Consider the following 23,727-nt stretch of genomic DNA (forward strand, 5'->3'; position numbering starts at 1 on the left):
GAAACCGAGACCATGAAGACATTGTTGCGCCTGGCACAGGCGGCTGGCCTGCTGCTTGCAATGACGGCGGCTGCCGTCGCGGACGAACCACTCAAGATCGCGACCAGCGCGGGGCCGGTCGGCCAACTGGCGACCTTTGCTGCCAAGCTCGCCAAGGACAAGGGCCAGGACGTCAAGATCGTCGAGCTGTCGGACTGGGTCGCGTTGAACGAGGTGGTCAACAGCGGCGATGTCGACGCCAATCTGTTCCAGCACGCCACGTATCTCGCGATCCAGAACAAGCAGCGCGGCTTCAACCTGGTCCAGGTCGACAAGGTCGGCGTGATCGCGCCGGTCGGGCTGTTCTCGAGGAAGATCAAGTCGCTTGATGAGATCAAGTCCGGCGATAGCGTGGCGATCCCGAACGAACCGCTCAACGGTGCGCGTGGTCTGATCCTGCTCGAGCGTGCCGGGTTGATCAAGCTGGCGCCGGGTAAGGGCTTTTCGGTGAGCCGGTTCGATATCGTCGACAACCCGAAGAACCTGAAGATCGTCGAGCTCGATCCGGCGCAGACCTATCGCTCGCTCGACGACGTCACACTGGCGCTCGTCAACATCACCTATCTGATCCCGGCTGGTGGCGATCCGAAGTCGGCGCTGGTGATCGACCGCACGGTCGATGATGGTCTCGTGCTGCGCTTCACCGCGCGACCGGACAAGAAGGACGATCCGCGGCTGAAGGCCTTCATCCAGGTCTTCAACTCGCCCGAGGTCAAGCACTTCATCGAGGAGAAGCTGCCGGCATTCATCCCGGCGGGTTTCAGCAGCTAGACTTCGGCGCGTTCCTGGCGGGGCTCGGCGTGCGGCTCGCCCTCGCTGTCGGCGAGCCGCGCGGCCAGCGCAGCGCACTGGTTGCGAATGTCGGGAATGGCGATGATTTCCCAGAAGGCCGCGCGGGTCAGCGGCCCCACTGCGAACAGGCGGCGCGACACCGCGCCGTCGCGACGGATGATCGCGCAATCGCGATCGGTCTCGATACCGATGCAAAGCGGATCGACGCGCGCCAGGTCGCGATCGAACAGGCTGCGTACCGCCGGATTGGGCGTGGCACGCGGATCCTTGACGATGCCGGTGCAGTCGACGACGGCGCCTACCTGCATGCTGTGGATCCTGGCATCGCCGCGCCGGCGATAATGGACACGAGCTCCATCGTTATCCGGCGCGATGCTGATCACCTTGGCGGCCAGCAAGGTAAGTTGCCGCGCAAGGATCGCCTGGGTCACGCGGGCTTCGACCTCCGGCGCCATCCGATGCCGGTGTACGTCCCACCAGGCGCGCGCGTGTTCGAGGAAGCGGCGCTTCGACGCTTGCGGAAGCTCCTGCCGCAGCCGTTGCGTGTAGGGCCTGAGTCCGTCGATCACGCTGCGCCAGTCGCCGCCCTCGGCCGTGGTCCGCTCAATTCGGCTGCGGAGCCAGCGCAGTAGGCTGCTGATACCGGCGCCGAACGGCACATCGGCCTCCTCGATGCGCTGGGCGTCGGTGCGCCGATGCGGTTTGGCGAGCAGGCCGCGCCGTGACATCGCGACGATTGGCCCGCGGTGTCCGTCGCGCAGCAGCGACAGGACGTAGTCGACCATGGTCAGTCCGGTACCGAGCAGCAGCACGGTCGCATCGGGATCGATCGGAGCAGCCGATGGCGGCGTCCATGGATCGGCAAAGGCCGCACGGCTGGCCCGCATGTCATGCCCGGTCGCGAGCACGACGGTGTCGCCGAACAGCGACTGGCCATCGTCCAGCACGGCCGATACGCCGGCCGGGCCCTCGTTGATCTCGACGCAGGTGCCGCGCACGATCGAGAGACGCTCTGCGTCGGACGGATCGGAGATTTGCTGTTCGAGCAGGCTCGCGATGTAGTCGCCGTAGATCCGCCGCGGCACGAAGCAATAGGGATCCGGGCACACCGGAGCGTCGGTTGAGCGCGACGTCAACCAGCGCCAAAAGTGGTCCGGCTGATCCGGCAAGGCGCTCATATTGGCGACGCGCACATTGAGCAGATGATCGGGATTGCCGGTGTGATAGGCGATGCCGCGTCCGATGTCCGGACGTTGCTCGATCAGCGTCACGCGAAGATCGCGAGTTGCGGCGGTGCGGCTCGGCTGATGGAGCAATTGGTAGGCCAGCATCACGCCGCTGGCGCCACCGCCGACAATGAGCACTTGCCGCCCACGCGCACCGGTCATGTTGTCGCTCCGCCGATCGGCCGGCCCGCACGAAATCGCGATGGCCGGCGCTTGCTGCCGTCGAACGCACGCGATATGCGGTATCAGCTACGGTGACGGAAGGCTGATGCCGGGCCCTGGAGTCAGACCACTTCCGAACGCAGAGTGGTCGATCTTGGATAGGTCGATGCGGAAATCGCCGCTAACCGTGAGGGCCGAACAGAAAGAGTTCGTGCAGGTTGTCGCGTCCCTCGGCTGTAGCGGATCGCGCGAGCTTCCGCCGCCATGCCTGCAATCGCCGGGTCATCAGGCCGAAAGCGTGGAGCCAGGAAGAAGATGTTCGCCGCATGGAACCTCCTTCACGTTGCAGGTTTCACGAAGGATAGCATGGCTTTCTGGCGCTCGTGAGCGAATGTCGCGCGCGATTGCAACTTTGCAATCAAAGCTGCGCAGCGATCGGTTCTGCGACAGACTCATTTTGTCGGCGAAGCAGACCGAGAAAAAGTCTTTCCCGCGCAGCCGGGCCTCGATCCATCCGATCGGAAGTCGCAGTGCTGCCTCGTCGTGTTCCGATGCTCCTGCGATCGCGACTAGCGGGCACCGGATTCGATCAGCGCATCACGAAGCGCCTGGACGCGCTTGTTGAGCGAGATCAGCTCATCCACTGTGAGGCCGGAACGCGCAAGCAAGGTATCGGTCAAGCAGCCGGTGCGCGCTTGCATCGCCTTGCCGCTGGCGGTCAGATGGACGCCGACCTGCCGTTCATCGTCCGTGCTGCGCCGACGCTCGACAAAGCCGGCGGCTTCAAGCCGCTTGACCAGCGGAGTGATGGTGCTGGGTTCGAGCGCAAGCCGGTCGGCGATTGCGGAAATCATCTGTCCGTCCGCCTCCCAGAGCACGCTGAGCACGAGGTACTGCGGATAGGTGATGCCGAGGTCGTCGAGCAGCGGCTTGTAGGCGCGGTTGATCGCGATGGTCGTTCCATAGAGCGAGAAACAGAGCTGGCTATCCAGCGGAATTGGTCCCGGGGCAGGCATGGCAGGGGGCCTTTCTTTCGTTGTTACCGTACCTTACCACAAAAATAGTTATCGCGATAAAAAATAGCTAGACAGGTAAATCGGCTTCAGTTACAAGATGATTATTGCAATAAAGATTATCGCGATATAAACATCAGGAGACTTCCATGTCGATCACCACCAAATTGCTCGCCGCCACAGCGTCGCTGGGCCTCGCCTCTGCAACCATCCCCGCGGCTCACGCCCAATCCGCTCCCATCAAATCGATCGTGCTCGTCCACGGCGGTTTCGTCGACGGTTCGGGATGGGAAGGCGTCTACAAGATTCTGAAGAAAGACGGCTACAAGGTCAGCATCGTCCAGAACCCGACCGCCACGCTGGCGGATGATGTCGCCGTCACCAAGCGCGCCATCGCTGCCGCGGATGGCAACGTCATCCTGGTCGGCCATTCCTATGGTGGCGTCGTGGTCACTGAGGCGGGCACCGACCTGAAGGTCGCGGGGCTGGTCTACATCACTGCATTCGCGCCCGACCAGGGTGAATCGGTCGGCAAGCTGATCGCCAATCCTCCGCCCGGCGCGCCGGTGCCGCCGATCTTGCCGCCGAAGGACGGCTTCCTGTCGCTCGATCGCGCCAAGTTCGCCGCGTCATTTGCCGCCGACGTGAAGCCCGATGTCGCCGCGTTCATGGCCGACTCGCAGGTGCCGTGGGGCGTTGCCGCGCTGAACGGCGAAGTGACAGTGCCGGCCTGGAAGAGCAAGCCGAGCTGGTACCTGGTCGCGACCAACGACAAGATGATCCCGGTCGACGCCCAGCGGATGATGGCCAAGCGCGCCGGCGCCAAGACCGTCGATCAGGCCGGCAGCCACGCCATCTACGTCTCGCAGCCGCAAGCTGTCGCGGCCGTCATCGAGCAGGCCGCCAAGGACGCCAGTGAGGGCAAGAAGTAACGCGCCTATTCCTTGATCCGAGCTCCCCGATTGCGCCACTGCTTTCGGGGAGCTTGCGTGTTTGCGCCGCTCGCGGAACACGCGGTGAGCAAGGCTTGATCGAAAGACGGGGCGCCATGCCAAATGCGCCATAGAATTGCCTGACCGGATGGTCGATAAATGGCCGCGGCCTGATTGATTTGGACGACAGGCCGGATGCCGGCCGGTGGAATGGAGAGATATGGCCCGATCGCGCGCCAAGGACTACGACGACAAGCGCCTCTCGATGCTGCATCGCGCAGCCGAGCTGTTTGCCGCATCGGGATATGTCGGCACGTCGATGAACACCATCGCCGATGCGTGCGGCGTCTCGAAGGCGCTGCTCTATCACTATTATCCCGACAAGGAAGCGATCCTGTTCGACATCCTGTCGTCGCACCTCGAGACGCTGGTGGATGCGGTGCGCAAGGCGAGTGCCGCGGCCGGCGATCCGGTCGAGCGCTTCAGGACGATCGTTGCGACCTTACTCGAGCTTTACAGGCATGCCGACGCGGAGCATCAGGTCCAGATCGCAAGTCTCAAGTTGCTGCCGAAGGAGAAGCAGCAGCCGCTGCTGGCGAGCGAACGCGTCCTGGTCGGGATCATGTCGGATGCGCTGGCGGCCGCAATCCCTGCGGCGAAGCAGAAGCGCGTCCTCAAGCCGCTGACGATGAGCGTCTTCGGCATGCTGAACTGGCATTACATGTGGTTTCGCGAGGGCGGGCCGATGACACGCGCCGACTATGCCGATTTCGTCGCGCAGCTGGTGCTGGCCGGTGCGGAAGAGGCGGCGGTCGCCCGGCCGCGCGGCAAGACGAAAGCGGCCGGCCGGAGCCCGGCAGGCCGCTTTGTCCTGAGCTGAAAGCCTACGCCCGCATCGCGTTCATCGTCAGCAGTTCGTAGGTCGCCGCGGTCTCGCCGGTGCCGGTCGTGATCTCGACGTCCCAGCGGACTTCGCCATACTGCTTGTTGCGCGGCGTCTTCTCCTTGGCGGTCAGCCGCACCTGGATCTGTTCGCCCGGTTGGACCGGCTTTACGAAACGCAGCGAGTCGAGGCCGTAATTCGCCAGCACCGGTCCATAGTCCGGATCGACGAACAGCCCGGCCGCGAACGACAGCAGCAGATAGCCATGGGCGACGCGGCCGGGGAAGAACGGATGCCCCTTGGTCGCCTCCTCGTCCATGTGGGCGTAGAAGGTGTCGCCGGTGAAATGCGCGAAGTGCTCGATGTCGTCGAGCGTGATCTGCCGCGCCTTCGAGACCAGTGTGCGGCCGATCTCGAGATCGTCATAGTGATAGCGGAACGGGTGCAGGTCGCCCTCGAGCACCGGGCTGCCCTTGAACCAGCGGCCGGTGACGCCGCTCAGCATCGCCGGCGAGCCTTGCAGCGCGGTGCGTTGCATGTAGTGCTGGAGACTGCGGACGCCGCCCAATTCCTCGCCGCCGCCGGCGCGGCCGGGGCCGCCATGCACCATCTGCGGCATCGGCGAACCGTGTCCGGTGTGCTCGACGGCGCAAGCGCGATCGATGATCGCGACGCGGCCGTGGAAACTACCGATGCCGAATGCAAGCTCGGTCGCGGTCGGGATATCGTGCGTGTAGACCGAGGCGACGAGGCTGCCGCCGCCGCGATTGGTCAGCGCGATGGCCTGGTCCAGATCGTCATAGCCCATCACGGTGCAGACCGGACCGAACGCCTCGATCTCGTGCACCGCGGTTGCCGCGACCGGGTTGGCGCAATGCAACAGCAGCGGCGGGACGAAGGCGCCGCGCTTGGCGTCGGCATCGACCAGCGCAAAATTGTCGGGATCGCCGGCGACCAGATCGGCCTCGGTGCGCAGCTTCGCGACATGGGCAAGCACGTCGCTGCGCTGGCCAAGCCCGACCAGCGGTCCCATCCGCACCTTGTCGTTTGCGGGATTGCCGATCATGACCTTTGCCAGGCGGTCGCGCAGCGCCGTGATCACGGCATCGACCTGCGCTGCCGGCGCCAACGCACGGCGGATCGCGGTGCATTTCTGACCGGCCTTGACCGTCATCTCCTTCGCCACTTCCTTGATGAAGAGGTCGAACTCCGGGCTCCCCGGCACGGCGTCCGGCGCGAGGATCGCTGCATTGAGCGAGTCCCGCTCGGCGATGAATCGCACGGCTTCCCGCGCAATGGCCGGATGCCGCTGCAATTTCTGCGACGTGTCGGCGGAGCCCGTGAACGACACCACGTCCTGGCAGGTCAGATGCTCGAACAGGTCGCCGGTCGAGCCGACGATGAATTGCAGCGCGCCATCAGGCAGCATCCTGGATTCGGTGATCATCCGCACCAGTTCATAGGCGACATAGGCGGTGACGGTCGCGGGCTTGGTGACGACCGGAACGCCGGCGAGCAGTGCCGGCGCCAGCTTCTCCAGCATGCCCCAGCACGGGAAGTTGAACGCATTGATGTGCACGGCGACGCCGCGCAACGGGGTGACGATATGCTGGCCGGCGAACGCGCCGCCCTTGGACAGGCCTTCGACGCCGCCGTCGAGCAGGAATTTGTTGTTCGGAAGCTCGCGGCGCCCCTTTCCGGCATAGGCGAACAACGTGCCGATGCCGCCGTCGACGTCGATCATCGCGTCGGTGCGGGTGGCTCCCGCATGGAGAGACAGTTTGTAAAGCCGGTCCTTGTGCTGTCCGAGATAGTCGGCCAGCGCCTTCAGCAGGCCCGCGCGCTGGTGGAAGGTCAGCTTGCGGAGATTGCTGCCGCCGACCGTGCGGCCGTAGGCGAGGATCTCGCGCATGTCGAGATCGCTCCTGGTCGTAACTGCCACCACGTCGCCGCTCACGGCGCTGTGAATCTCGACCGCGGGTTCGCCGGCACCGGCCCACTTGCCGCGGACGAAACTGTCGAGCTTCATGATGTCGTCCACTGTCCGCGTATTGCTGGTGTCAGGCTGTGTCATCGAAGTTGAACCCTTTGACTTGTGATCAATGATGCGTCTTGCTTGCCGACGGAACGTGCAACTCGCGGGTCAGGCCCTTCCGGTGAAGCGCGGCGCGCGCTTCTCAAGGAAGGCGGTGACGCCTTCGGCGTAATCAGCCGATCGGCCGGCGCGTCCTTGCAAGTCGCGCTCGAGGTCGAGCTGTGCGTCGAGCGTGTTGGTCTCGGAGGCGTCCAGCGCATGCTTGATCAACGCCAGTCCATCGGTCGGTTGCGTCGCGAGCGCGGCGGCGAGGGCGTGGGCCTCGGTCATCAGTTCGGAATCCTCGACCACTTTCCAGATCATGCCCCAGGCTTCCGCGCGTTCCGCGGAGACCGGCTCGGCGAGCATCGCCAAGGCGCGCGCCCGTGCGCGGCCGACCAGCCGCGGCAGAAACCAGGTGCCTCCGCTATCCGGCACGAGACCAAGCTTGGCGAAGGCCTGGATGAACTTGGCCGAGCGCGCGGCGATCACGATATCGCAGGCAAGGGCGACGTTCGCGCCGGCGCCCGCGGCCACGCCGTTGACCGCGCACAGCACCGGCAGCGGCAGGCTGCGGAGCTTGCGCACCAGCGGGTTGTAGTATTTTTCGATTGTTGCTGCGAGATCCGGCGTCTTGCCCGGGGTGAAGACGCCGTCAGAAAGATCCTGTCCGGCACAGAAGCCGCGTCCGGCTCCGGTCAGGATCAGTGCGCGGCAGGACTTGTCCTGTTCGGCCGCGATCAGCGCGGCCATCAATGCGGAATGCAGGTCGACGCTGAAGGAATTCAGGCGGTCGGGCCTGTTGAGTGTCAGGACACGATATCCGGCGCGGATATCGGTCAACACCAGATCGTTGGCCATGAGTGCCTCCCGTTGTGGCTTCTGTTGACCGAAGGTCGCGGCGCCCTGGTGCTGAATTACTATTGACCGTCCGGTCAGTCAATTATGAATATCCGCACGATCACCTGCGATGCACCTGGAGGCCCGCCGGGTCTCCGCCGTTACCGGCCTGCTGCACTAAAATGCATGCATAAGCACGGTTCCGTGCGCTCGATCGCCTGGTGGCCGATGAGACCAGCGAGAGATGCGTTTTGTCGTGCGTGCTACCGCATCATCGATGTGGTGACGCCACAAATCGGCCGCATATGACCGGCGACCTCCCGCCGCCATGAGGATCAGCCGATGACAATGCAGTCGCCGGATATCACCGAGTTCCGGTTCTCGACCGCCCAGTTCGGCGAGCGCGAGCGCCTGCCGATCTTCCGGGAGCAGATCGGGCGGATGATGGTGAAGCTCGATCCGGAGCCGATCACCGATGGCGCGTTTCACGCCGAGGCGAATGTGCGCGAACTGCCGGGGCTCGGCATCGGATCCTGGGCTTGCAGCAATCTGCGGATCGCACGGCCGCGCGCGATGTTGACCGACGGCAAGGACGACTTCGTCCTGACGATCATCACGAGCGGTCAGGTCAGCGCGTCGCAACGCGGCCGCGACATCGAACTTAGTCCGGGCCAGGCGGTACTGATGTCGGCCGCGGAGGCAGGCGACATGGCCACCACACTGTCGCCGAGCCGCTTCTTCGGCCTTCGGTTGCCACGCAAGGCGCTGGCCTCGCTCGGCTCCGCGCCCGAAGACATGATGATGCGGACCCTGTCGGCCAATAGCGAAGCGCTGCGCCTGCTCGCGTTCTATGTCAGGGAGCTCGATGAAGGCTATCAGCTTGCGACGCCCGAACTGGCTGGCGCTGTGGTTACGCATCTCACCGATCTCGGGGCGCTGATCATCGGCGCCAACCGGGATGGAACGGTCGTCGCCGAGGATCGCGGATTGGCGGCGGCGCGGCTTGCGGCGGTCAAGGCCGACATCCGCAAGAATCTCAGCTATGGCGACCTCACGCTGCCGGCAGTGGCGGCGCGATTGAAGCTGACGCCGCGTCATATCCAGCGGCTGTTCGAGAGCGCCGGCTCGACCTTCTCGGAGTTCGTGCTTGGCCAGCGCCTGGCGCGTGCGTATTGGCTGTTGAACGACCCGAGCCGGACCACCAGCACCATCGGCACCATCGCGTTCGAGGTGGGGTTCGGCGATCTCTCCTATTTCAACCGCACGTTCCGCCGCCACTACGGCGCGACGCCGTCGGAAATCCGCGCCGTGCCGCGGCGCGCCTGATGAGAATTTCGTCTCCCTTAAGCAGGATTTTCTGCTGATAGTCGTGTCGCGCGTCTGCAGGTGAGGGTGAGCCGATGATTGTGGAACCGCATATCACCGGCCTTCGGTTCTCCACCGCGGATTGGATCGAGCGCGACCGCTTGCCAATTTTCCGGGAGCAGGTCGGCCGGATGATGGTGAAGCTCGATCCGGAGCCGCTCGCAGCCGGCGCGTACCATGCGGCCGCGAATGTGCGCGAGTTGCCCGGGCTCGGCATCTGCTCCTGGGCCTGCAGCAATCTGCGGATCGCGCGGCCGCGCAGCTTGCTCGACGGCAGTGACGACTTGCTCCTGACGATCATCACGAGCGGCAAGGCGCGCGCGTCGCAACGTGGTCGCGAGGTCGCGCTCCATGCGGGGCAAGCCGTGCTGATGTCGTGCGCCGAGACCGGCGACATCGCCGTGCCAACAACTTCAGGCCGATTCCTGGCGCTCCGCCTGCCACGAACGGCGCTCGGCTCCAACATCGAGGACACGATGATGCGCAGATGGGCGGCCAATTCCGAGGCCCTGCGGTTGCTTGCGTTCTACGTCAGGGAACTGGACGACGACTATCGCCTCGAGGCGCCCGAACTGCGCGGCTCTGTCGTCAAGCATCTGGTCGACCTTGCGGAGTTGATCGTCGGCGCGAACCGGGACGGCACGATCGCCGCCGAGGATGGCGGATTGGCGGCGGCACGGCTCGCGGCGGTCAAGGCCGATATCCGCGACAATCTCTGCTATGGCGATCTCATGCTGCCTGCCGTGGCGGCACGCGTGAAGCTCACGCCGCGCCTCATCCAGCGCTTGTTCGAACGCGCGGGCTCGACTTTTTCGGAGTTCGTCCTCGGCGAGCGCCTGGCCCGCGCGCATCGGTTGCTGACCGACCCCGGCCGAACCGCCAGCAGCATCAGCACCATCGCGTTTGAATCGGGGTTCGGTGATCTCTCCTATTTCAACCGCACGTTCCGCCGGCATTTCGGCGCGACGCCGTCGGAAATCCGCGCCGGGCCGCGGCGCTCCTGATCGAGCTCCCTAATCCCTGTGGCGCCGTCGCGCTTGCCTACGGCTCGCCGCAACCGGGTACTCGCCGGATCTGTTCGATCAGCCGCTGGTGACGCTCTGTGGAGAGCGCTCGTTCATTCGCGCACATCAGCATGGCGACGCAGGCGGACGCTGGCGTGGAGGGCCATGCGATGCTGCCGTCGATCGCGCCGTCGCATTTGAGGTAAGCGTTCTTCGCATCCCAAAGGATCGCGCTTTCGGGCATGAGTGTCGACGCGGCGGTCGCGACAAGTGTCGCTCCAATCAACAGCAGCGATCCGAATATGTGCCGACGATATGATTCGCGCATGCCGCTCGTCCATCCTTATGGAGCGCTCGTCGACGATACGCGGCGTCCAAGGCCGGCGATCATTATCGCGGGGCCGGCCTGCACACAATGCTGCCCCGGGGCAGCCATGCGACCCGCAGTGACAGAGCTGCTTCATGTCATCGACCGATGTCGCATTTGTCCAAGTCGCTGTCGCACCGGTCCGTGCTGCATATCCACCAAGCACGTAAAAGGCAGCTTCCGCCTGAGTTTGCCTTTGGGGCGGCCCCACGATTGCGAGACAAGTCTCAAGCGGAGCCATGCCTGTGGAATGCGACGGAGAAATCGATGCCTGACGCCATCGTCCCACCGCTCATTGACGCTCGAACCTTCAAGCTGAACCCGCATGAATCCGTGACCGTCCGCGAACTGGGTCCCGATCATCTAACCGTCGACGTCGTCTACTCGCCGGGCGGGCAGCTGCCTCCCGCGCATTTCCATCCCGCGCAGGACGAGCATTTCAAGATCATTGCCGGGCGTCTTCACGTCGTGATCGATGGTCGGAAGACCGAACTCGGCCCGGGTGCAACATGGGACGTGCCGCGGGGCACGCCGCACCGCATGTGGAATGCCGGCAGCGAGCCGGTTCACGCAATCTGGGTCACCACACCGCCGATGCGAACGCTCGAATGGTTCATGGCGCTGGACGGACTGCAGCGTGCGGGGCGCGTCGGCCGCGATGGGATGCCCGGATTGTTGGCGTTCGGCGTGTATCTGACTGCCTATCGCGACGTGTTTCGTCTCGCCGGTCCGCAGTGGCTGCTTGGCCCCGTGCTCCGGAGCTTGGCGGTCATTGGCCGGTTGCGTGGATATCAGCCACTTGCGTCACGATCTTGAAGCCGCTTCGGGAAACATTATGGCTCCGCCTCGCTTGATCGCTCGCCATCTCGCTCATCCTCGCGGCGTGTTCGGCCGCTTTGTTGGCAGCCTGATGAATCGGCACAACAGCCGGATGAACCGCTTTGCGCTGGAGTTGCTCGATGTGAAATCCTCCGATCGCGTGGCCGAGATCGGGTTCGGTGGCGGGGTGACGCTCGCCCCTTTGCTCGGTTGCGCAGCTCATCTGACGGCGGTCGATCGCTCGCAGGATGTGGTGGCGTGGGCGAGAGCGCGATATCGGTCTGCGATCGATGCCGGGCGTGCCGACTTTCTCATTGGAGAGATCGAGGCCTTGCCGCTGGAGAGCGATCAGTTCGACAAGTTATGCAGCGTCAACACGGTGTACTTCTGGCGATCGTTGCCCGCAGGTGCCGGCGAGATCAGGCGGGTGCTCAAGGCGGGTGGCGTGCTCGCGCTCGGCTTCCTGCCGGGTGATGCGATGGAGCGCTTGGGATTCCCTGAGGATATCTTCACCTTTCGAGCCGCCGATGATGTCGGACATGCTTTGCGGCAGGCGGGATTCGGAACCGTCGAGATCCATCGTCCCGAGCCTGAGACGGCGTGGAACGTGATCGTTGCGCGATAGGAAGGGCTTTTCCTCTCGATGTTGTTCGCGGCGAAGGCCGCGGGCGCCCATGCATCGATACTGGATCGCGGAGAGACCACGACGCATCGAACCTGATCGGTTCTGCGCGCACTCATTCAGGAAGGATTGCGCTCATGTCGGCTTTGCTCGTTCGAACAATCCAAAGACAAATCCCCGCGACAAAACGAAGGAATAACGATGGCCAACCGCGCCGTTCTGGTCCTGCTTGCCATGCTGACGCCTTGGTGCGCGCGGGCGAATGACACCTCGGCGGCGCTGGAAACCGGCGGACTACGGTTCAAGCAGGATCCCGATATCGTGATGCGTTCCGAGGATCTGCTCATCTCCGAGAAGCAGATCCGGATCGTCTACCGGTTCTTCAACACGTCGGCCGCCGACAAGACGATCATGATCGCGTTTCCGATGCCCGACATCGTCGGCACGGCGGCCGACGAGAATATCGGAATCCCGACCGACGATCCCGAGAACATCTTTGATTTCCATGTCGCTGTCGATGGCAAGGCGGCGTCGCCGCATCTCGAGCAGACCGCGCTGGCCAATGGTGTGGACCAGACCGCGCTGCTGCGGAAGCTCAAGATCCCGTTGATGCCGATCAGGGGACCCGCGGGCCAGCTGCTCGACCAGGTACCGAAGTCGACTTGGCCGGAACTCGTCAAGCTCGGCATCGGAGCCATCGAGACTTACGGCAGCGGTGGTCCGATGCAGGATCACCTGGTGCCGACCTGGACGTTGCGTTCGGCCTACACCTGGACGCAGACCTTCCCCGCGGGTCGCGAGCTCACCTTCGAGCAGACCTATCGTCCGAGCGTCGGCGGCTCCGTGCAGACCATCATCGGAGCCGACAATTGGCGTAACAATCCGGAAGCGAAGGGCTTCCTGGCGTCATACTGCATCGACGATGATCTGATCCATTCGATCGAACGCGCGCGTGCCACGAGGCGCGCACCTTATCCCCCGTTCAGCGAACGGTCGATCGCCTATGTGCTCTCGACCGGCGCCAACTGGGCGGCGCCGATCGGCGACTTTCATCTCACCATCGACAAGGGCGATCCCAATAATCTCGTCAGCTTCTGCGCCGACGGCGTCAGGAAGACCGGACCGACCCGCTTCGAGGTTTGGCATGTGAACTTCACACCGTCACGGGATCTGAAGATCGTCATCTTCGTTCGGAGCCCGAACTAGCGCGGTTGCAGAGCATGCAGTGATTGCGAAGGTGTTGTGTGATGTCGCATCCGTCCCAATCCCCGTCGCATCCGTCCGAGCCTCGCCGCGCACAGGCGCCTAAAAGGCGCCCCGCCGATCATCCCGTGCTGGCCGACCACCGATAGCGACCGAGCGAGGCCTCCAATGACTGACGTCACTTCATCGTTCGTCGATGTCGCTGCGGCGCTTGCGCCGCTGGTGCAGGCATCTGCAGAAGAGAGCGAGCGGTTGCGGCGGCTGCCTGTCCCACTGGTCGAGGCGATGGCGCAGGCAGGCCTCTTCCGGCTCTGGATTCCGCGCACGATCGGTGGCGCGGAGGCCGACCCGATGACCCTCGTTCGGGTGGTCGAGGAGATCTCGCGTGCCGATGGCGCCGCGGGCTGGTGCATGGCTATCGGCGGCGTCTATGGCGTGTTCGGCGGCTATCTCGCAAAGGACGCTGCGCACGAGATCTACGGCAGCGATCCAACGGTTCGCACCGCAGGTGCCTTGCGGCCGATGGGCACTGCCCGGGTCGTCGATGGCGGTTATCACGTCACCGGCCGCTGGCCGCTCGGAAGCGGCTGCCAGCATTCTGGCTGGATGATCGGAAATTGCCGGATCTTCGACGGCGATCAGCCGCGCTTGCAGCTCGACGGAATGCCGGTGATGCGCATCATGCTGTTTCCGACCGCGCAATGCGAGATCTTCGACACCTGGCACAGTATCGGGCTGCGCGGCACGGGCAGCCATGACTATGCGGTCGCCGGTGCCTTCGTGCCGTCCGCGCGGTCGCTCTCGTTCCGCGAGCTGCCGGTGGAGCAGGGGCCGCTCTATGCATTCCCGACCATCGCGCTGTTCGGGGCGGCGCTCGCGGCCGTGCCGCTCGGCATCGCCCGCCACGCCATCGATATCCTGGTCGGGCTCGTCGGACGAAAGATCGCGTCGCGTTCGCGCAAGCTGCTCAGTGAGGATGCGTTGGTCCAGGCCGACCTCGGACGCGCCGAGGCCCTGCTGGGCTCGGGGCGGGCGTTTCTCCACGGCAAGCTTGCAGAGGCGTGGCAGGCCGTCAGCGCCGGCAAGGTGCTCAGCGTTGCCGAGCGCGCCACGCTGTGGCTGGCATCGACCCACGCGGCCAACGCGGCCAAGCAGGCGACCGAGTTGATGTTCGAAGCCGGCGGCTCGGCGTCGCTCGATGTGAGCTGCGGGCTCGAACGTTGCGTGCGCGACGTCCATGCCGCCGTCCAGCACCTGGCTTTGGCGCCAGCCAACTATCAGATGGCAGGTCAGGCATATCTCGGCGTGGACATGCGGTCGACGCCATTGCTGTTCTCGGATGATCGCGATGAAGCGCGTTCCCGATCCCCTGCGCTGTGAACGTTCGATCGCCAACCTACCGGCCGCCTTCGATTGGCGGCTTTCAGCCCGCCATCGCCGGGGCGAGCTTTGTCAGTTTCTGCGCTGACGACGCGCCGTCGCGGGATCTGAATATCTTCATCTTCGTTACCAATCGGGGCTGGCCGCCACGCCCTGCCATCAAGCCAGCGCCGTCGTCCGGCGTATCCAGTCGAGCGGATCGTCACGATGATAGGCCCACTCCGACGGTTCGATATTGTCGATGAACCGCTGGTAGATCACAGCCTGCCTGGCTGTTGCGATCGGTGCAAGGAGACCAGAGGCGCGCACAGGGTCGCATCCCGGCACTCTCGCCGACCATTCGTGGTACCAGTGGTGCCTGATCGTCTCTCGGTGCTCCGGCGCGACCCCGTCGAGAAACGCCGGCTGGTCGAGCAACGGATGGCCGATGCCGCTGTCTCCCCAGTCAAGCAGGGTGAATTGCTGTTCTGCGCCGCGAAAATTGCCGGGATGGCAGTCGCCATGGACAAGCGTGTTCGGCAATCCGCAAGCGTCGATTTCGGCGAACCGCGCCTCAAGACCTCCTACAAAACGCGACAGCGTCGTGCGCTCATCTGCGGACAATCCGTTGCTCGTTCGTTGTACGACGTCGGCGATCGCGGCGGACAAGCTCGGGCCGCTCCAATCGGGCAGCCCCATCGCGCGCAACTCGTCGACGCGGCCGATCCAACAGGCCTGGATGTCGACGAGCAACGTCACCATGCGAAGCAGCTGCGGCAACGCAGCTTCGAACAGGTCATCGCCCGGAATTTCGGCAAGCAGGATGCGTCCGCTATCATCCCGACCCAACAGCGTCGGAACGGAGCGGCCGGCCAGCGCGGCGATGACGCGGCCCTCGTGCCCCAGGAACGGCGGCACCACTTTCAGCCACGCCGATTGGTCGCCGATCGGGATACGCCAGACGCTCGACAGGTTCCAGCTGCGAACCTGGACCGGCTTTGCGGTCGGTGCCAAGCCATGGCTGGCAAGTACCCGCATTGCCCAATCGAGATCGGTGGCCGGACCGCCCGGCTCGGCGTAATGTCGGCGCAGCGAATGTGCTTCGACCGTTCCTGCCCAGCGGTCTGCCGGCACCGGTTTCGCAACCTCGGCCAGATAGGTGACTTCGCCGCCTTGCGGTCGGTCGCGCGCCGATTCGAGCAGACGCAGGATCGTCACCTCGATGTCATGGTGTTCGCGGGCGGCCTGCACGACCGACTCCACTTCCTGCCACCATGGGAGAGCGACAGGAATCGGCGGCAAGCAACCGACCACCGAGCCGTCAGGCGTCACCAACACCAGCCTCGCCAAGCGCGCCTGAACCGCCGGTCGTTCCTGGCTGCCCATCGTCGTACCTCTGGCATCATTAGCTCGCGCTGAACGGCTCCGCCACTGCGATGTCTCCAGCGCTCGCCATCGCGCTGTGTTGCTAATCACGTCCGGAAGCCGCCTTCAACCGGCTTCCGCGATTGGTGGAGGTCGAGCACTTCGTCCGTGTGCGGTCGGTCACGCAGCGTCCCTTCGATCATCGCGTGGACGATTCCAAACACCAATGCACGGCAACGTGTTTCAGATTGTTGTCCGATGTCGCATATGTCCAATCCCCCGTCGCCTCAGTCCGAGCCTGCTGGCCAGCGCGCGCATAAAAGGCAGCCCCCGGTGATCGTTACATCCGGCCGCATGAGTCGATTGTGATGCATTGAGGCGACTTGAGACCATCGAGGAGAATGTGATGACGTTTGCACTTCGAGGATATTGCCTTGCGGTTGGCGTGAGCCTGGCATTGTCCGGCGCCGCCATGGCGCAGGATATCAGCGTTGCCGTGGTCGGGCCGATGACCGGTTCGGAGGCGAGCTTCGGCCAGCAATTCAAGAACGGCGCCGATCTCGCGATTGCCGATATCAACGCGGCGGGCGGCGTGCTCGGCAAGAAGCTGAAGCTGGAGGTCGGCGACGACGCCTGCGATCCGAAGCAGGCGGTGTCGGTCGCCGAGAAGATGGCCGGGGCGAAGATTCCGTTCGTGGTCGGGCACTTCTGCTCGTCGACCTCGATTCCCGCCTCGGATGCCTATGCCGAGGGTAACGTGCTGCAGATCACGCCGGGCTCGACCAACCCGCTGTTCACCGAGCGCGGCTTGTGGAACACGTTCCGCGTCTGCGGCCGGGATGACCAGCAGGGCATGGTCGCGGCCGCCTATATCATCAAGAACTACAAGACCAAGAACGTCGCGATCATCCACGACAAGACGACCTACGGCAAAGGCCTTGCCGACGAAACCAAGAGCGCCATCAACGCGGCTGGGGTGAAGGAGAAGCTCTATGAAGCCTACACCAAGGGCGACAAGGACTTTGCCGCGCTGGTGTCCCGCTTCAAGAAGGAACAGATCGATTTCGTCTATGTCGGCGGCTACTATGCCGAAGCGGCGCTGATCCTGCGCCAGATGCGCGAGCAGGGCGTCAATGCCGTGCTGATGGGCGGCGACGCCCTGGTCGACAAGCAGTTCGCCGCGATCGCGGGGCCGCTTGCCGAGGGATCGCTGTTCACCTTCTCGCCCGACCCGCGCAAGAAGGTGACCGCGGCCGCGACCTTGAAGAAGTTCAAGGACAAGGGCATCGATCCCGACGGCTACACGCTCTACAGCTACGCCGCGTTCCAGATCTGGAGCCAGGCGGTTGCCCGCGCCCAGACCACGGATGCCAGGAAGGTCGCGGCCGCCATCAAGGCCGGTAGCTGGGACACCGTGCTCGGCAACATCAGCTACACGCCGAAGGGCGACATCACCCTAATCGACTATGTCGTGTACCGCCGCGACAAGGACGGCAACTACGCCGAGCTGCCGGCCGCCGGTCAATGATCGCATGCCGCGACATCAGCGCTTCCTCCCTGATCGATGTCGCGGCCGTGCCGACTCACAGCGCCAACGGACCAATCCTCTGCCAGCCCCGGAGGTGTTGGCGCTGTGACGCCCGGCAGAATGAATAGCGACCTGCTCCTGCACAACCGCCGTCGGGCCGATCCAGCAATCGATCACGGCAACCGAAGAGGCAACACGTGTCTGACATGAGTCTCGCCAATGATGGCGGTCGGAGTGACAAAGGTTCGGCCGAATGGCGCCGGACCGCCGTCAGGCGGACCGTCGCATTCCTATCCGCTATTGGTGCGTGATCACGGTCTCGGCACCGCGCTGAAGCTGCTGCTGGAAACCCTGCCTTACGCGCTGGCGCGGTGGAGCGTGCTGCTCGGCTTTGCCACGGCTTGCGCGCTCTGGGCTCTCGTTGCCGTTGGCGGCGCGGTGTGGCTCGGCACCCACGTTGCGACGGTGTTCGGCTATTGCTGGCTGCTCGGCGTCCTGCTCGTCGGCGGATGGATCTGGGGCACGATCCTGCGCTATACGCTGCACATGATCGCCTGTGGCCACGTCGCCGTGCTGACCGAGCTGATCACGCGCGGCAGCATCGGCAATGGCAGCGAAGGCCAGTTCGCCTATGGCCGTCGCATCGTCATGGACCGGTTCGGCGAGGTCGCGATCCTGTTCGGGCTCGGCGCGCTAATCCGGGCCGTGCTGCGCGCGTTTCACAATGCGCTCGATACGCTTGGCGATTGGCTGCCGGCCCCCGGCATGAAGGCGGTCGTCGGTCTGCTCAACACCATCCTGTCGGCGGCCACGCGCTATCTGGACAAGGTGGTGTTGTCCTACGATCTGGCGCGCGGCGGCGATGACCCCAAGCGGAACGTCCAGGATGGACTGGTCTATTACTGCCAGAACGCCAAGCCGATTTTGGCGACGTCGGTCTGGATGGTCATCGTCGAGCGGATCCTGAGCATCCTGCTTTGCCTGCTGCTGCTGGTCCCGGCCGGCCTCGTGACGGTCTGGCTTCCGGAAGCTATCAGGGAGTATGGCGCGATCGTCACCGTCTGCATCGCGGCCCTGTTGGCGGTGACGGTGCGGGCAGCCTTCATCCAGCCGCTGTTCCTGATCTGCATGATGATCCGCTTTCACGCCCTGATTGAAAACCAGCCGATCAATTCGACCTGGGTCGGCTATCTCGACGGCCTCACCGACAAGTTCCGGCAGATCGTTCGCTGAGCTCGGCAGCCGCCGGCTCATCCGGCGTGTCTGTGCCCGACCCGGGCGGCTACACGTTCTGGCCAAAGCGCGCAGCGCCCGGCACCGGCGCGAGCCATGTCACGGCATGATCGGCGTAGATCTCGATCTGAGGCCGCAGCCCGTCCAGTTCGTCGAGCGTGCCGGCTTTCACCACGACCTTTCCGGGCATCAATGCGGTCTTCGCCAGCAGCGGGGAGCCGCAGCGTCCGCAGAAATGGCGATGGACGGGATGGCCGCTGTCGCCCTCGTCGATGAACACCATGGTCTCGCCGGACTGCTGATAGTCGGCCTCGCGGACCACGAGGTTGAACGAAAACAGGCTGCCGCTTTGCTTCTGGCAGTGCGTGCAATGGCAGATTGCGGTACCCCGAGGCTCTCCTTTCACCGTATAGCGCACCGCTCCGCAGAGACAGCCGCCTTCTCGATCCTGCATCACGTCGTCTCCTTTGCGGTCGTGGTCACCGAAACCGAAAGTGTCAGAGATTGCCGGTTACCGCGTCGATGAAGGTCGCAGCTGACTCCTTCAACTGCTTGCGGCTGTATCCGGCGCGCTCCATCACGGCCAAGCCGCGCGTGAATGTCACGATGACGCGCGCCAGCCGGTTTGCATCGGCCGTGCTCCGCCGGCCGGGCGCCATGCCGATGGTCTTGCCGATCAGCTGCTCGAGCCGGCTCAGCACGGCTTGCACGCGCTGACGCACATCCCCGCTGGAGATCGCCGCGTCGAGCGCCGTGCGCGTGGTCAGGCAGCCGCGTTGCGGTGATCCGTTGGTCATGCTGACGATGATCATGTCGAAGAAATTGCGCAGCCCGGTCGCGGCGTCGCCGTGGGACAGCGCGTTGCCGGCCCCCTCCAGGAACTGCTCCGTATACCGGTCGAAGGCGCGCAGGAAGATCGCTTCCTTGTCGCCATAGGCGTTGTAGAGGCTGCCGCGCTGCACGCCGGTCGCTGCCGCGAGATCCTGCATGGTCGCGTCGTGCAGGCCCTTGCGCCAGAACACGTCGAGCGCGGTTGCGATTACCTCGTCCTCGTCGAATTGACGCACGCCCACCATCGCGTTCGCTCCTCCATGTCATTCTTGACATCATCGTCAAATTTGACATTCTTGTCAAGAATGAGGTCCCAGGAGGTTCTGCATGATCACCGCCGTCACGACGTTCAAGTTCCCGAAGCCGATCACCCGCGAGGAAGCGCGCAGCCTCTTCCTGAGCACCGCACCGATCTATCGGGAGGTGCCGGGGCTGTTTCGCAAGACCTATGTGCTGTCCGACGACGGCATGACGGCCGGCGGCATCTACTTCTGGAACTCGAGGCCGGAGGCCGAAGCGCTCTACACCGATGCTTGGCGCGCCCGTGCCCGGGAAAAGTATGGCGCCGATCCGACGGTCAGCTATTTCGAAAGTCCCGTGGTGGTCGACAACGTCGCCCGGCAGATCGTTGCCGACGAGTAGCAGGGCGTTCGCAAGGCAGCGATGGCGGAGACGCATCACAGCGCATTGAGCGCTTTGTGCGACGGAGCGAGCGGTAGCCATTCCGGTATCTGTCGCCTGGCGAGCCAGTATGGCCGCCAAATCGCGCGCCAGGTCGGGCGATCGAGCGGCGCGGTGCCCCATCCGCGATGCCGGATCTCCATCCGCAACAGGTCATGGGTGTGCAGCCATTGGCGCGCCGCCCACCAAACCTCGCGGGGCATCTCGGTATTTCGGATACCGGCAAGCTCGGCGATACCGGGCAACGGACCTTCAAAGCGCGCCGCAACCCTTAAGGTGGCAACGCGTCGCCCGCTTTGCCTGACGCTCCAGAGCCGCGAGCGATCGTGAGCGAGATTGTGGCCGTAGGTGCGGAGGCAGTTCTGCATGGCTTCCGCTTCTTCCGCGATATCCGCGGTCGAGTTCAGCGGGATGAAGTCGTACCCATCGACGCGGCCTGGCTGCAACCACATGTCCGCGATCGGCTGTGAGCCGAGGCTGACATGCAGCGCAATCATGGTGCGCCATGCGTCGGTCGCCGCCAGCGCCGAGCTGAACTGCATGCCCGGCGTCCACCTCCGGTCGATCAACGCGTGTCCCAACGTCGCCGGCTGGGTCGAGAACCACACCCACAGGCCGACGAGTCGCAATCGCGCGGGATCGACGCGCGGCGGTGCCCGGACCAGTTCGCGCGCCATCCAGATCGCCGCCGGTCTATGAGCGACCTCGGCAAGGGTGGCGACGGATCTCAGCCAAATCGGCGCGAGCCTGGATGATGGCGGCAAATGGTTCGCGATCTGCCGGCGAAACAGGTCATCATCAGGCAATGGCGTGATTGGCCGCGTGAACGTTTCCGGCGGCAGTTTCCGCAGCCACAGCGGAATGCTGGCCGCGGCTGCGGCGTCCACGAGGGAGCGTCCTTCGATGACGCATGCGAGCGCCGCCGCTGGGTCGAGCCCGGCTCGCGGGACCGCCAGCGCGAACAACAGCGCAGGAAAGCTCGTGGCAAGGTCCGCCACGCGCGTGTGCTGCATGGCCAGCGCGCGGACCTTTCCCTGAACGTCCGGATGATATCTTCGCAGCTGACGTTCGGGCAGCGCGGTGCGTGTGGCCTCCCGACGAGAGGCCAGCAGAAGCGATGAGGTCATGACAATGGTTCCGCAGACGCGGAGCTCGAGACAGACTTGATTTGTGTGTGGGTGTCAGAATCTCACCCGGGATCCGATCCCGGGACGCGCATCAAATATCGCGCGGCAAGCCCGGGAAGCGCGCAGACCTGAACATCGTCGCCTCCTTGATTGAAATTGCGGAGCGCTCCCATAGCCCATTTCTCACCGACAGGCAACGTGAAGTTGTTCGGCGTATCGGCGGGCGTGATGTGTGCGTCGAGAGCTCTTCACGATCCCGGCCGACGACGCTAGTCTGGAGAAAGGGTAACAAGAAACGCACGGCGGGAGGCCGCAATGACCCAACTGCGATCCTCAGGTTCCGCCGCGCTGCCGCGCCGCAGGCTCGGCCGTACCGGGCTCGATGTCTCCATCCTCGGCTTTGGTACCGCGCCGCTCGGCGATCTCTTTGCGCGGCTCGACGATGCGACCGCGATCGCGACGGCGGAGCGGGCCTTTGCGCTGGGCGTGAACCTGCTGGATTCCTCGCCGCTGTATGGGCATGGTCTCGCCGAGCATCGCTGCGGCGCCGCGCTGCGCCGGGTCGCGCGCGACGACATCGTCGTCTGCACCAAGGTCGGGCGCTGGATGGATCCCTTCAAGGGACGCGGCGATGGCTCCAATTTCGTCGGCGGCCAGCCGCATCGCGCGGTGGTCGATTATTCATATGACGGCACCATGCGCTCGGTGGAGCAGTCGCTGCTGCGGCTCGGCACTGACCGCATCGAGCTGCTGCTGATCCACGACGTCGACGTCTGGACCCATGGCGCTGACGCCATCGAGGCCCGGTTCCGCGAGGCGATGGCGGGTGCTTATGTCGCGCTCGACAAATTGCGCGGCGAGGGCGTGGTCAAGGGGATCGGGATCGGCGTCAACGAGGCCGAGATGTGCGTGCGCTTCGCCAAGGCGGGCACGTTCGACACCATGCTGCTCGCCGGCCGCTATTCGCTGCTGGAGCAGCCCGCGCTCGCCGAATTCCTGCCGCTGGCGCAGGCCCAGGGCATCGGCGTCATGCTCGGTGGCGTGTTCAACTCCGGCATCCTGGCGACCGGTGCGATCGCCGGCGCCAAGTACAATTACAAGGACGCGCCGCCGGACGTGATGCAGAAAGTCGCCGCCATCGAACGCGTCTGCCGTGGTCATGGCGTGGCGTTGCCGACCGCTGCGCTGCACTTCGCGCTGGGCCATCCGGCAGTCGCGAGCCTCGTGCTCGGGGCGCAGACGCCGCAGGAAGTCGAGCGCAACGTCGCCGCGTTGTCGTCACCTGTTCCCGCCGCGCTGTGGCGTGACCTGAAGAATGAAGGGCTGCTCGATCAGCATGCACCGGTGCCGGCATGATGCGGATCGATGCCCATCACCATGTCTGGACTTTGGCGCGAGCCGATTATGGCTGGCTGACACCCGAGCGCGGGCCGATCTACCGCGACTTCGGTCTGGCTGATCTCGCGCCGCATCTCGCCACGGCGGGGATTGAGGGCACCATCCTGGTGCAGGCGGCGCCAACCGAGGCCGAGACGGCTTTCATGCTCGACGTCGCCAAGGGCTCGGAGCTGGTGCGCGGCGTCGTCGGCTGGATCGACTTCGACGCATCCGACGCGGTGGCACGGATCGACGCGATCGCCGGACGCGAGCTGCTGGTCGGCCTGCGGCCGATGGTGCAGGACATCGCCGATGACGACTGGCTGTTGCGGCCGGAGTTGGTGGCACAGCTCGAAGCGATGGCACGGCACGATCTGGTGTTCGATGCGCTAGTGCTGCCGCGCCATCTGTCGCGGCTCGTCCAGGTGGTCGATCGCCATCCCGACCTGCAATTCGTGCTCGATCATTTCGGCAAGCCGCAGCTCGCGAGCGGCGACATCGCGACCTGGAAGAACGACATTGCGGACCTCGCCACGCGTGGCAACGTCGTCTGCAAGCTGTCGGGGCTGGCAACGGAGGCGGCGGCGAACTGGCAAGTCGCCGATCTCCGCGAGGCCGTGGATCATGCGCTCGCATCGTTCGGGCCGCAGCGCATGCTGTGGGGCAGCGACTGGCCTGTGATTAATCTCGCCGGCGGCTACGGGTACTGGTTCGCGGCTGCGGAGCGCCTGCTTGCCGATTTGTCAAGTGAGGCAAAGGCCGCGATTTTCGGCGGCAATGCGGCGCGCGTCTATTTGTCAAGCCGCGGACGGCCGACATCCCTGAAATAGATTGCAGGGGGCGCCTCATTTGATCCACAGCGCGCCTTGATGAATCAATCCGGGA

The 23,727-nt window shown here is 64.6% G+C and carries 23 protein-coding genes; 14 read left to right on the forward strand and 9 right to left on the reverse strand.

Translation table 11 applies throughout. The annotated features are described in order from the left end of the window. Nucleotides 1–12: 12 nt before the first annotated feature. Nucleotides 13–810, forward strand: coding sequence for a MetQ/NlpA family ABC transporter substrate-binding protein (locus CWS35_RS13150; protein WP_100952124.1), 798 nt, complete (start codon nt 13–15; stop codon nt 808–810). Here the strand turns inward: CWS35_RS13150 and CWS35_RS13155 are convergent. Together CWS35_RS13155 and CWS35_RS13160 are read right to left on the reverse strand one after the other, a co-directional pair. Next, nucleotides 807–2,219: an FAD/NAD(P)-binding protein gene (locus tag CWS35_RS13155; protein WP_100952125.1), complete on the reverse strand. Its 1,413-nt coding sequence runs from the start codon at nt 2,217–2,219 to the stop codon at nt 807–809. The genes CWS35_RS13150 and CWS35_RS13155 overlap by 4 nt on opposite strands. A 569-nt stretch (nt 2,220–2,788) precedes the next feature. Further along, a complete protein-coding gene (locus CWS35_RS13160) occupies nt 2,789–3,235 on the reverse strand; it encodes a MarR family winged helix-turn-helix transcriptional regulator (RefSeq protein WP_100952126.1) in 447 nt (148 codons plus the stop codon). Between the two features lie 146 nt (nt 3,236–3,381). Here CWS35_RS13160 and CWS35_RS13165 point away from each other — a divergent pair, with 146 nt between their 5' ends. Both CWS35_RS13165 and CWS35_RS13170 read left to right on the forward strand, forming a co-directional pair. Further along, entirely contained in the window at nt 3,382–4,164 is a 783-nt protein-coding gene (locus CWS35_RS13165; RefSeq protein WP_100952127.1) for an alpha/beta fold hydrolase, read from the forward strand. A gap of 220 nt (nt 4,165–4,384) precedes the next feature. Next, complete coding sequence (locus CWS35_RS13170; protein WP_100952128.1) at nt 4,385–5,044, forward strand: TetR/AcrR family transcriptional regulator; 660 nt, start codon at nt 4,385–4,387, stop codon at nt 5,042–5,044. Nucleotides 5,045–5,048: 4 nt separating this feature from the next. Here the strand turns inward: CWS35_RS13170 and paaZ are convergent, their stop codons facing one another. Both paaZ and paaG read right to left on the reverse strand, forming a co-directional pair. Beyond that, nucleotides 5,049–7,076, reverse strand: a complete 2,028-nt coding sequence (gene paaZ, locus CWS35_RS13175) for a phenylacetic acid degradation bifunctional protein PaaZ (protein WP_100956318.1) — start codon at nt 7,074–7,076, stop codon at nt 5,049–5,051. A 114-nt stretch (nt 7,077–7,190) separates the two neighbouring features. Next, a complete protein-coding gene (paaG, locus tag CWS35_RS13180) occupies nt 7,191–7,982 on the reverse strand; it encodes a 2-(1,2-epoxy-1,2-dihydrophenyl)acetyl-CoA isomerase PaaG (RefSeq protein WP_024583013.1) in 792 nt (263 codons plus the stop codon). Nucleotides 7,983–8,303: 321 nt separating this feature from the next. On the opposite strand from paaG, the gene CWS35_RS13185 reads away from it, so the two are divergent. Beyond that, the gene (locus CWS35_RS13185; protein WP_080891094.1) at nt 8,304–9,287 is read left to right on the forward strand and encodes an AraC family transcriptional regulator; all 984 of its coding nucleotides are present in this window, start codon (nt 8,304–8,306) and stop codon (nt 9,285–9,287) included. Between the two features lie 74 nt (nt 9,288–9,361). Further along, the gene (locus CWS35_RS13190; protein ID WP_024583015.1) at nt 9,362–10,330 is read left to right on the forward strand and encodes an AraC family transcriptional regulator; all 969 of its coding nucleotides are present in this window, start codon (nt 9,362–9,364) and stop codon (nt 10,328–10,330) included. 37 nt (nt 10,331–10,367) lie between these two features. Here CWS35_RS13190 and CWS35_RS13195 read toward each other — a convergent pair whose 3' ends face one another. Then, the gene (locus CWS35_RS13195) at nt 10,368–10,658 is read right to left on the reverse strand and encodes a hypothetical protein (RefSeq protein ID WP_024583016.1); all 291 of its coding nucleotides are present in this window, start codon (nt 10,656–10,658) and stop codon (nt 10,368–10,370) included. A 306-nt stretch (nt 10,659–10,964) separates the two neighbouring features. Between CWS35_RS13195 and CWS35_RS13200 the strand changes: the two genes are divergently transcribed. The 4 genes from CWS35_RS13200 to CWS35_RS13215 all read left to right on the forward strand — a co-directional run bounded on the left by CWS35_RS13200 (nt 10,965) and on the right by CWS35_RS13215 (nt 14,721). Then, complete coding sequence (locus CWS35_RS13200) at nt 10,965–11,513, forward strand: cupin domain-containing protein (protein ID WP_157817138.1); 549 nt, start codon at nt 10,965–10,967, stop codon at nt 11,511–11,513. Continuing rightward, complete coding sequence (locus CWS35_RS13205) at nt 11,497–12,141, forward strand: class I SAM-dependent methyltransferase (protein ID WP_145987288.1); 645 nt, start codon at nt 11,497–11,499, stop codon at nt 12,139–12,141. Before CWS35_RS13200 ends, CWS35_RS13205 begins: the two co-directional genes overlap by 17 nt. Before the next feature lie 198 nt (nt 12,142–12,339). Beyond that, a complete protein-coding gene (locus CWS35_RS13210; protein WP_100952130.1) occupies nt 12,340–13,344 on the forward strand; it encodes a DUF4424 domain-containing protein in 1,005 nt (334 codons plus the stop codon). Between the two features lie 165 nt (nt 13,345–13,509). After that, nucleotides 13,510–14,721 carry an acyl-CoA dehydrogenase family protein gene (locus CWS35_RS13215; protein WP_100952131.1) on the forward strand — a complete coding sequence of 404 codons (1,212 nt, stop codon included), beginning with the start codon at nt 13,510–13,512 and terminating at the stop codon, nt 14,719–14,721. A 159-nt stretch (nt 14,722–14,880) separates the two neighbouring features. On the opposite strand, the gene CWS35_RS13220 is transcribed toward CWS35_RS13215, so the two are convergent. Further along, nucleotides 14,881–16,086: a phosphotransferase family protein gene (locus tag CWS35_RS13220; RefSeq protein ID WP_100952132.1), complete on the reverse strand. Its 1,206-nt coding sequence runs from the start codon at nt 16,084–16,086 to the stop codon at nt 14,881–14,883. Between the two features lie 385 nt (nt 16,087–16,471). Between CWS35_RS13220 and CWS35_RS13225 the strand changes: the two genes are divergently transcribed. Further along, on the forward strand, nt 16,472–17,593 hold the full coding sequence (locus CWS35_RS13225; protein WP_100952133.1) for a branched-chain amino acid ABC transporter substrate-binding protein: 1,122 nt from the start codon (nt 16,472–16,474) through the stop codon (nt 17,591–17,593). A 234-nt stretch (nt 17,594–17,827) separates the two neighbouring features. Further along, nucleotides 17,828–18,826, forward strand: a complete 999-nt coding sequence (locus CWS35_RS13230) for a hypothetical protein (RefSeq protein WP_157817139.1) — start codon at nt 17,828–17,830, stop codon at nt 18,824–18,826. A 49-nt stretch (nt 18,827–18,875) separates the two neighbouring features. On the opposite strand, the gene CWS35_RS13235 is transcribed toward CWS35_RS13230, so the two are convergent. After that, nucleotides 18,876–19,280, reverse strand: coding sequence for a GFA family protein (locus CWS35_RS13235; protein WP_100952135.1), 405 nt, complete (start codon nt 19,278–19,280; stop codon nt 18,876–18,878). Between the two features lie 43 nt (nt 19,281–19,323). Continuing rightward, complete coding sequence (locus tag CWS35_RS13240; protein ID WP_100952136.1) at nt 19,324–19,902, reverse strand: TetR/AcrR family transcriptional regulator; 579 nt, start codon at nt 19,900–19,902, stop codon at nt 19,324–19,326. Between the two features lie 82 nt (nt 19,903–19,984). Here CWS35_RS13240 and CWS35_RS13245 point away from each other — a divergent pair, with 82 nt between their 5' ends. Continuing rightward, nucleotides 19,985–20,299 carry a hypothetical protein gene (locus tag CWS35_RS13245; protein WP_024583026.1) on the forward strand — a complete coding sequence of 105 codons (315 nt, stop codon included), beginning with the start codon at nt 19,985–19,987 and terminating at the stop codon, nt 20,297–20,299. 35 nt (nt 20,300–20,334) lie between these two features. Here the strand turns inward: CWS35_RS13245 and CWS35_RS13250 are convergent, their stop codons facing one another. After that, nucleotides 20,335–21,465, reverse strand: a complete 1,131-nt coding sequence (locus CWS35_RS13250; RefSeq protein ID WP_100952137.1) for a hypothetical protein — start codon at nt 21,463–21,465, stop codon at nt 20,335–20,337. Nucleotides 21,466–21,780: 315 nt separating this feature from the next. Here CWS35_RS13250 and CWS35_RS13255 point away from each other — a divergent pair, with 315 nt between their 5' ends. Both CWS35_RS13255 and CWS35_RS13260 read left to right on the forward strand, forming a co-directional pair. Next, the gene (locus tag CWS35_RS13255) at nt 21,781–22,821 is read left to right on the forward strand and encodes an aldo/keto reductase (RefSeq protein ID WP_100952138.1); all 1,041 of its coding nucleotides are present in this window, start codon (nt 21,781–21,783) and stop codon (nt 22,819–22,821) included. Continuing rightward, nucleotides 22,818–23,672 carry an amidohydrolase gene (locus tag CWS35_RS13260; RefSeq protein WP_100952139.1) on the forward strand — a complete coding sequence of 285 codons (855 nt, stop codon included), beginning with the start codon at nt 22,818–22,820 and terminating at the stop codon, nt 23,670–23,672. The genes CWS35_RS13255 and CWS35_RS13260 overlap by 4 nt, the downstream gene beginning before the upstream one ends. Nucleotides 23,673–23,727: the final 55 nt, after the last annotated feature.

The sequence above is a fragment of the Bradyrhizobium sp. SK17 genome (assembly GCF_002831585.1).
GTDB lineage: Bacteria > Pseudomonadota > Alphaproteobacteria > Rhizobiales > Xanthobacteraceae > Bradyrhizobium.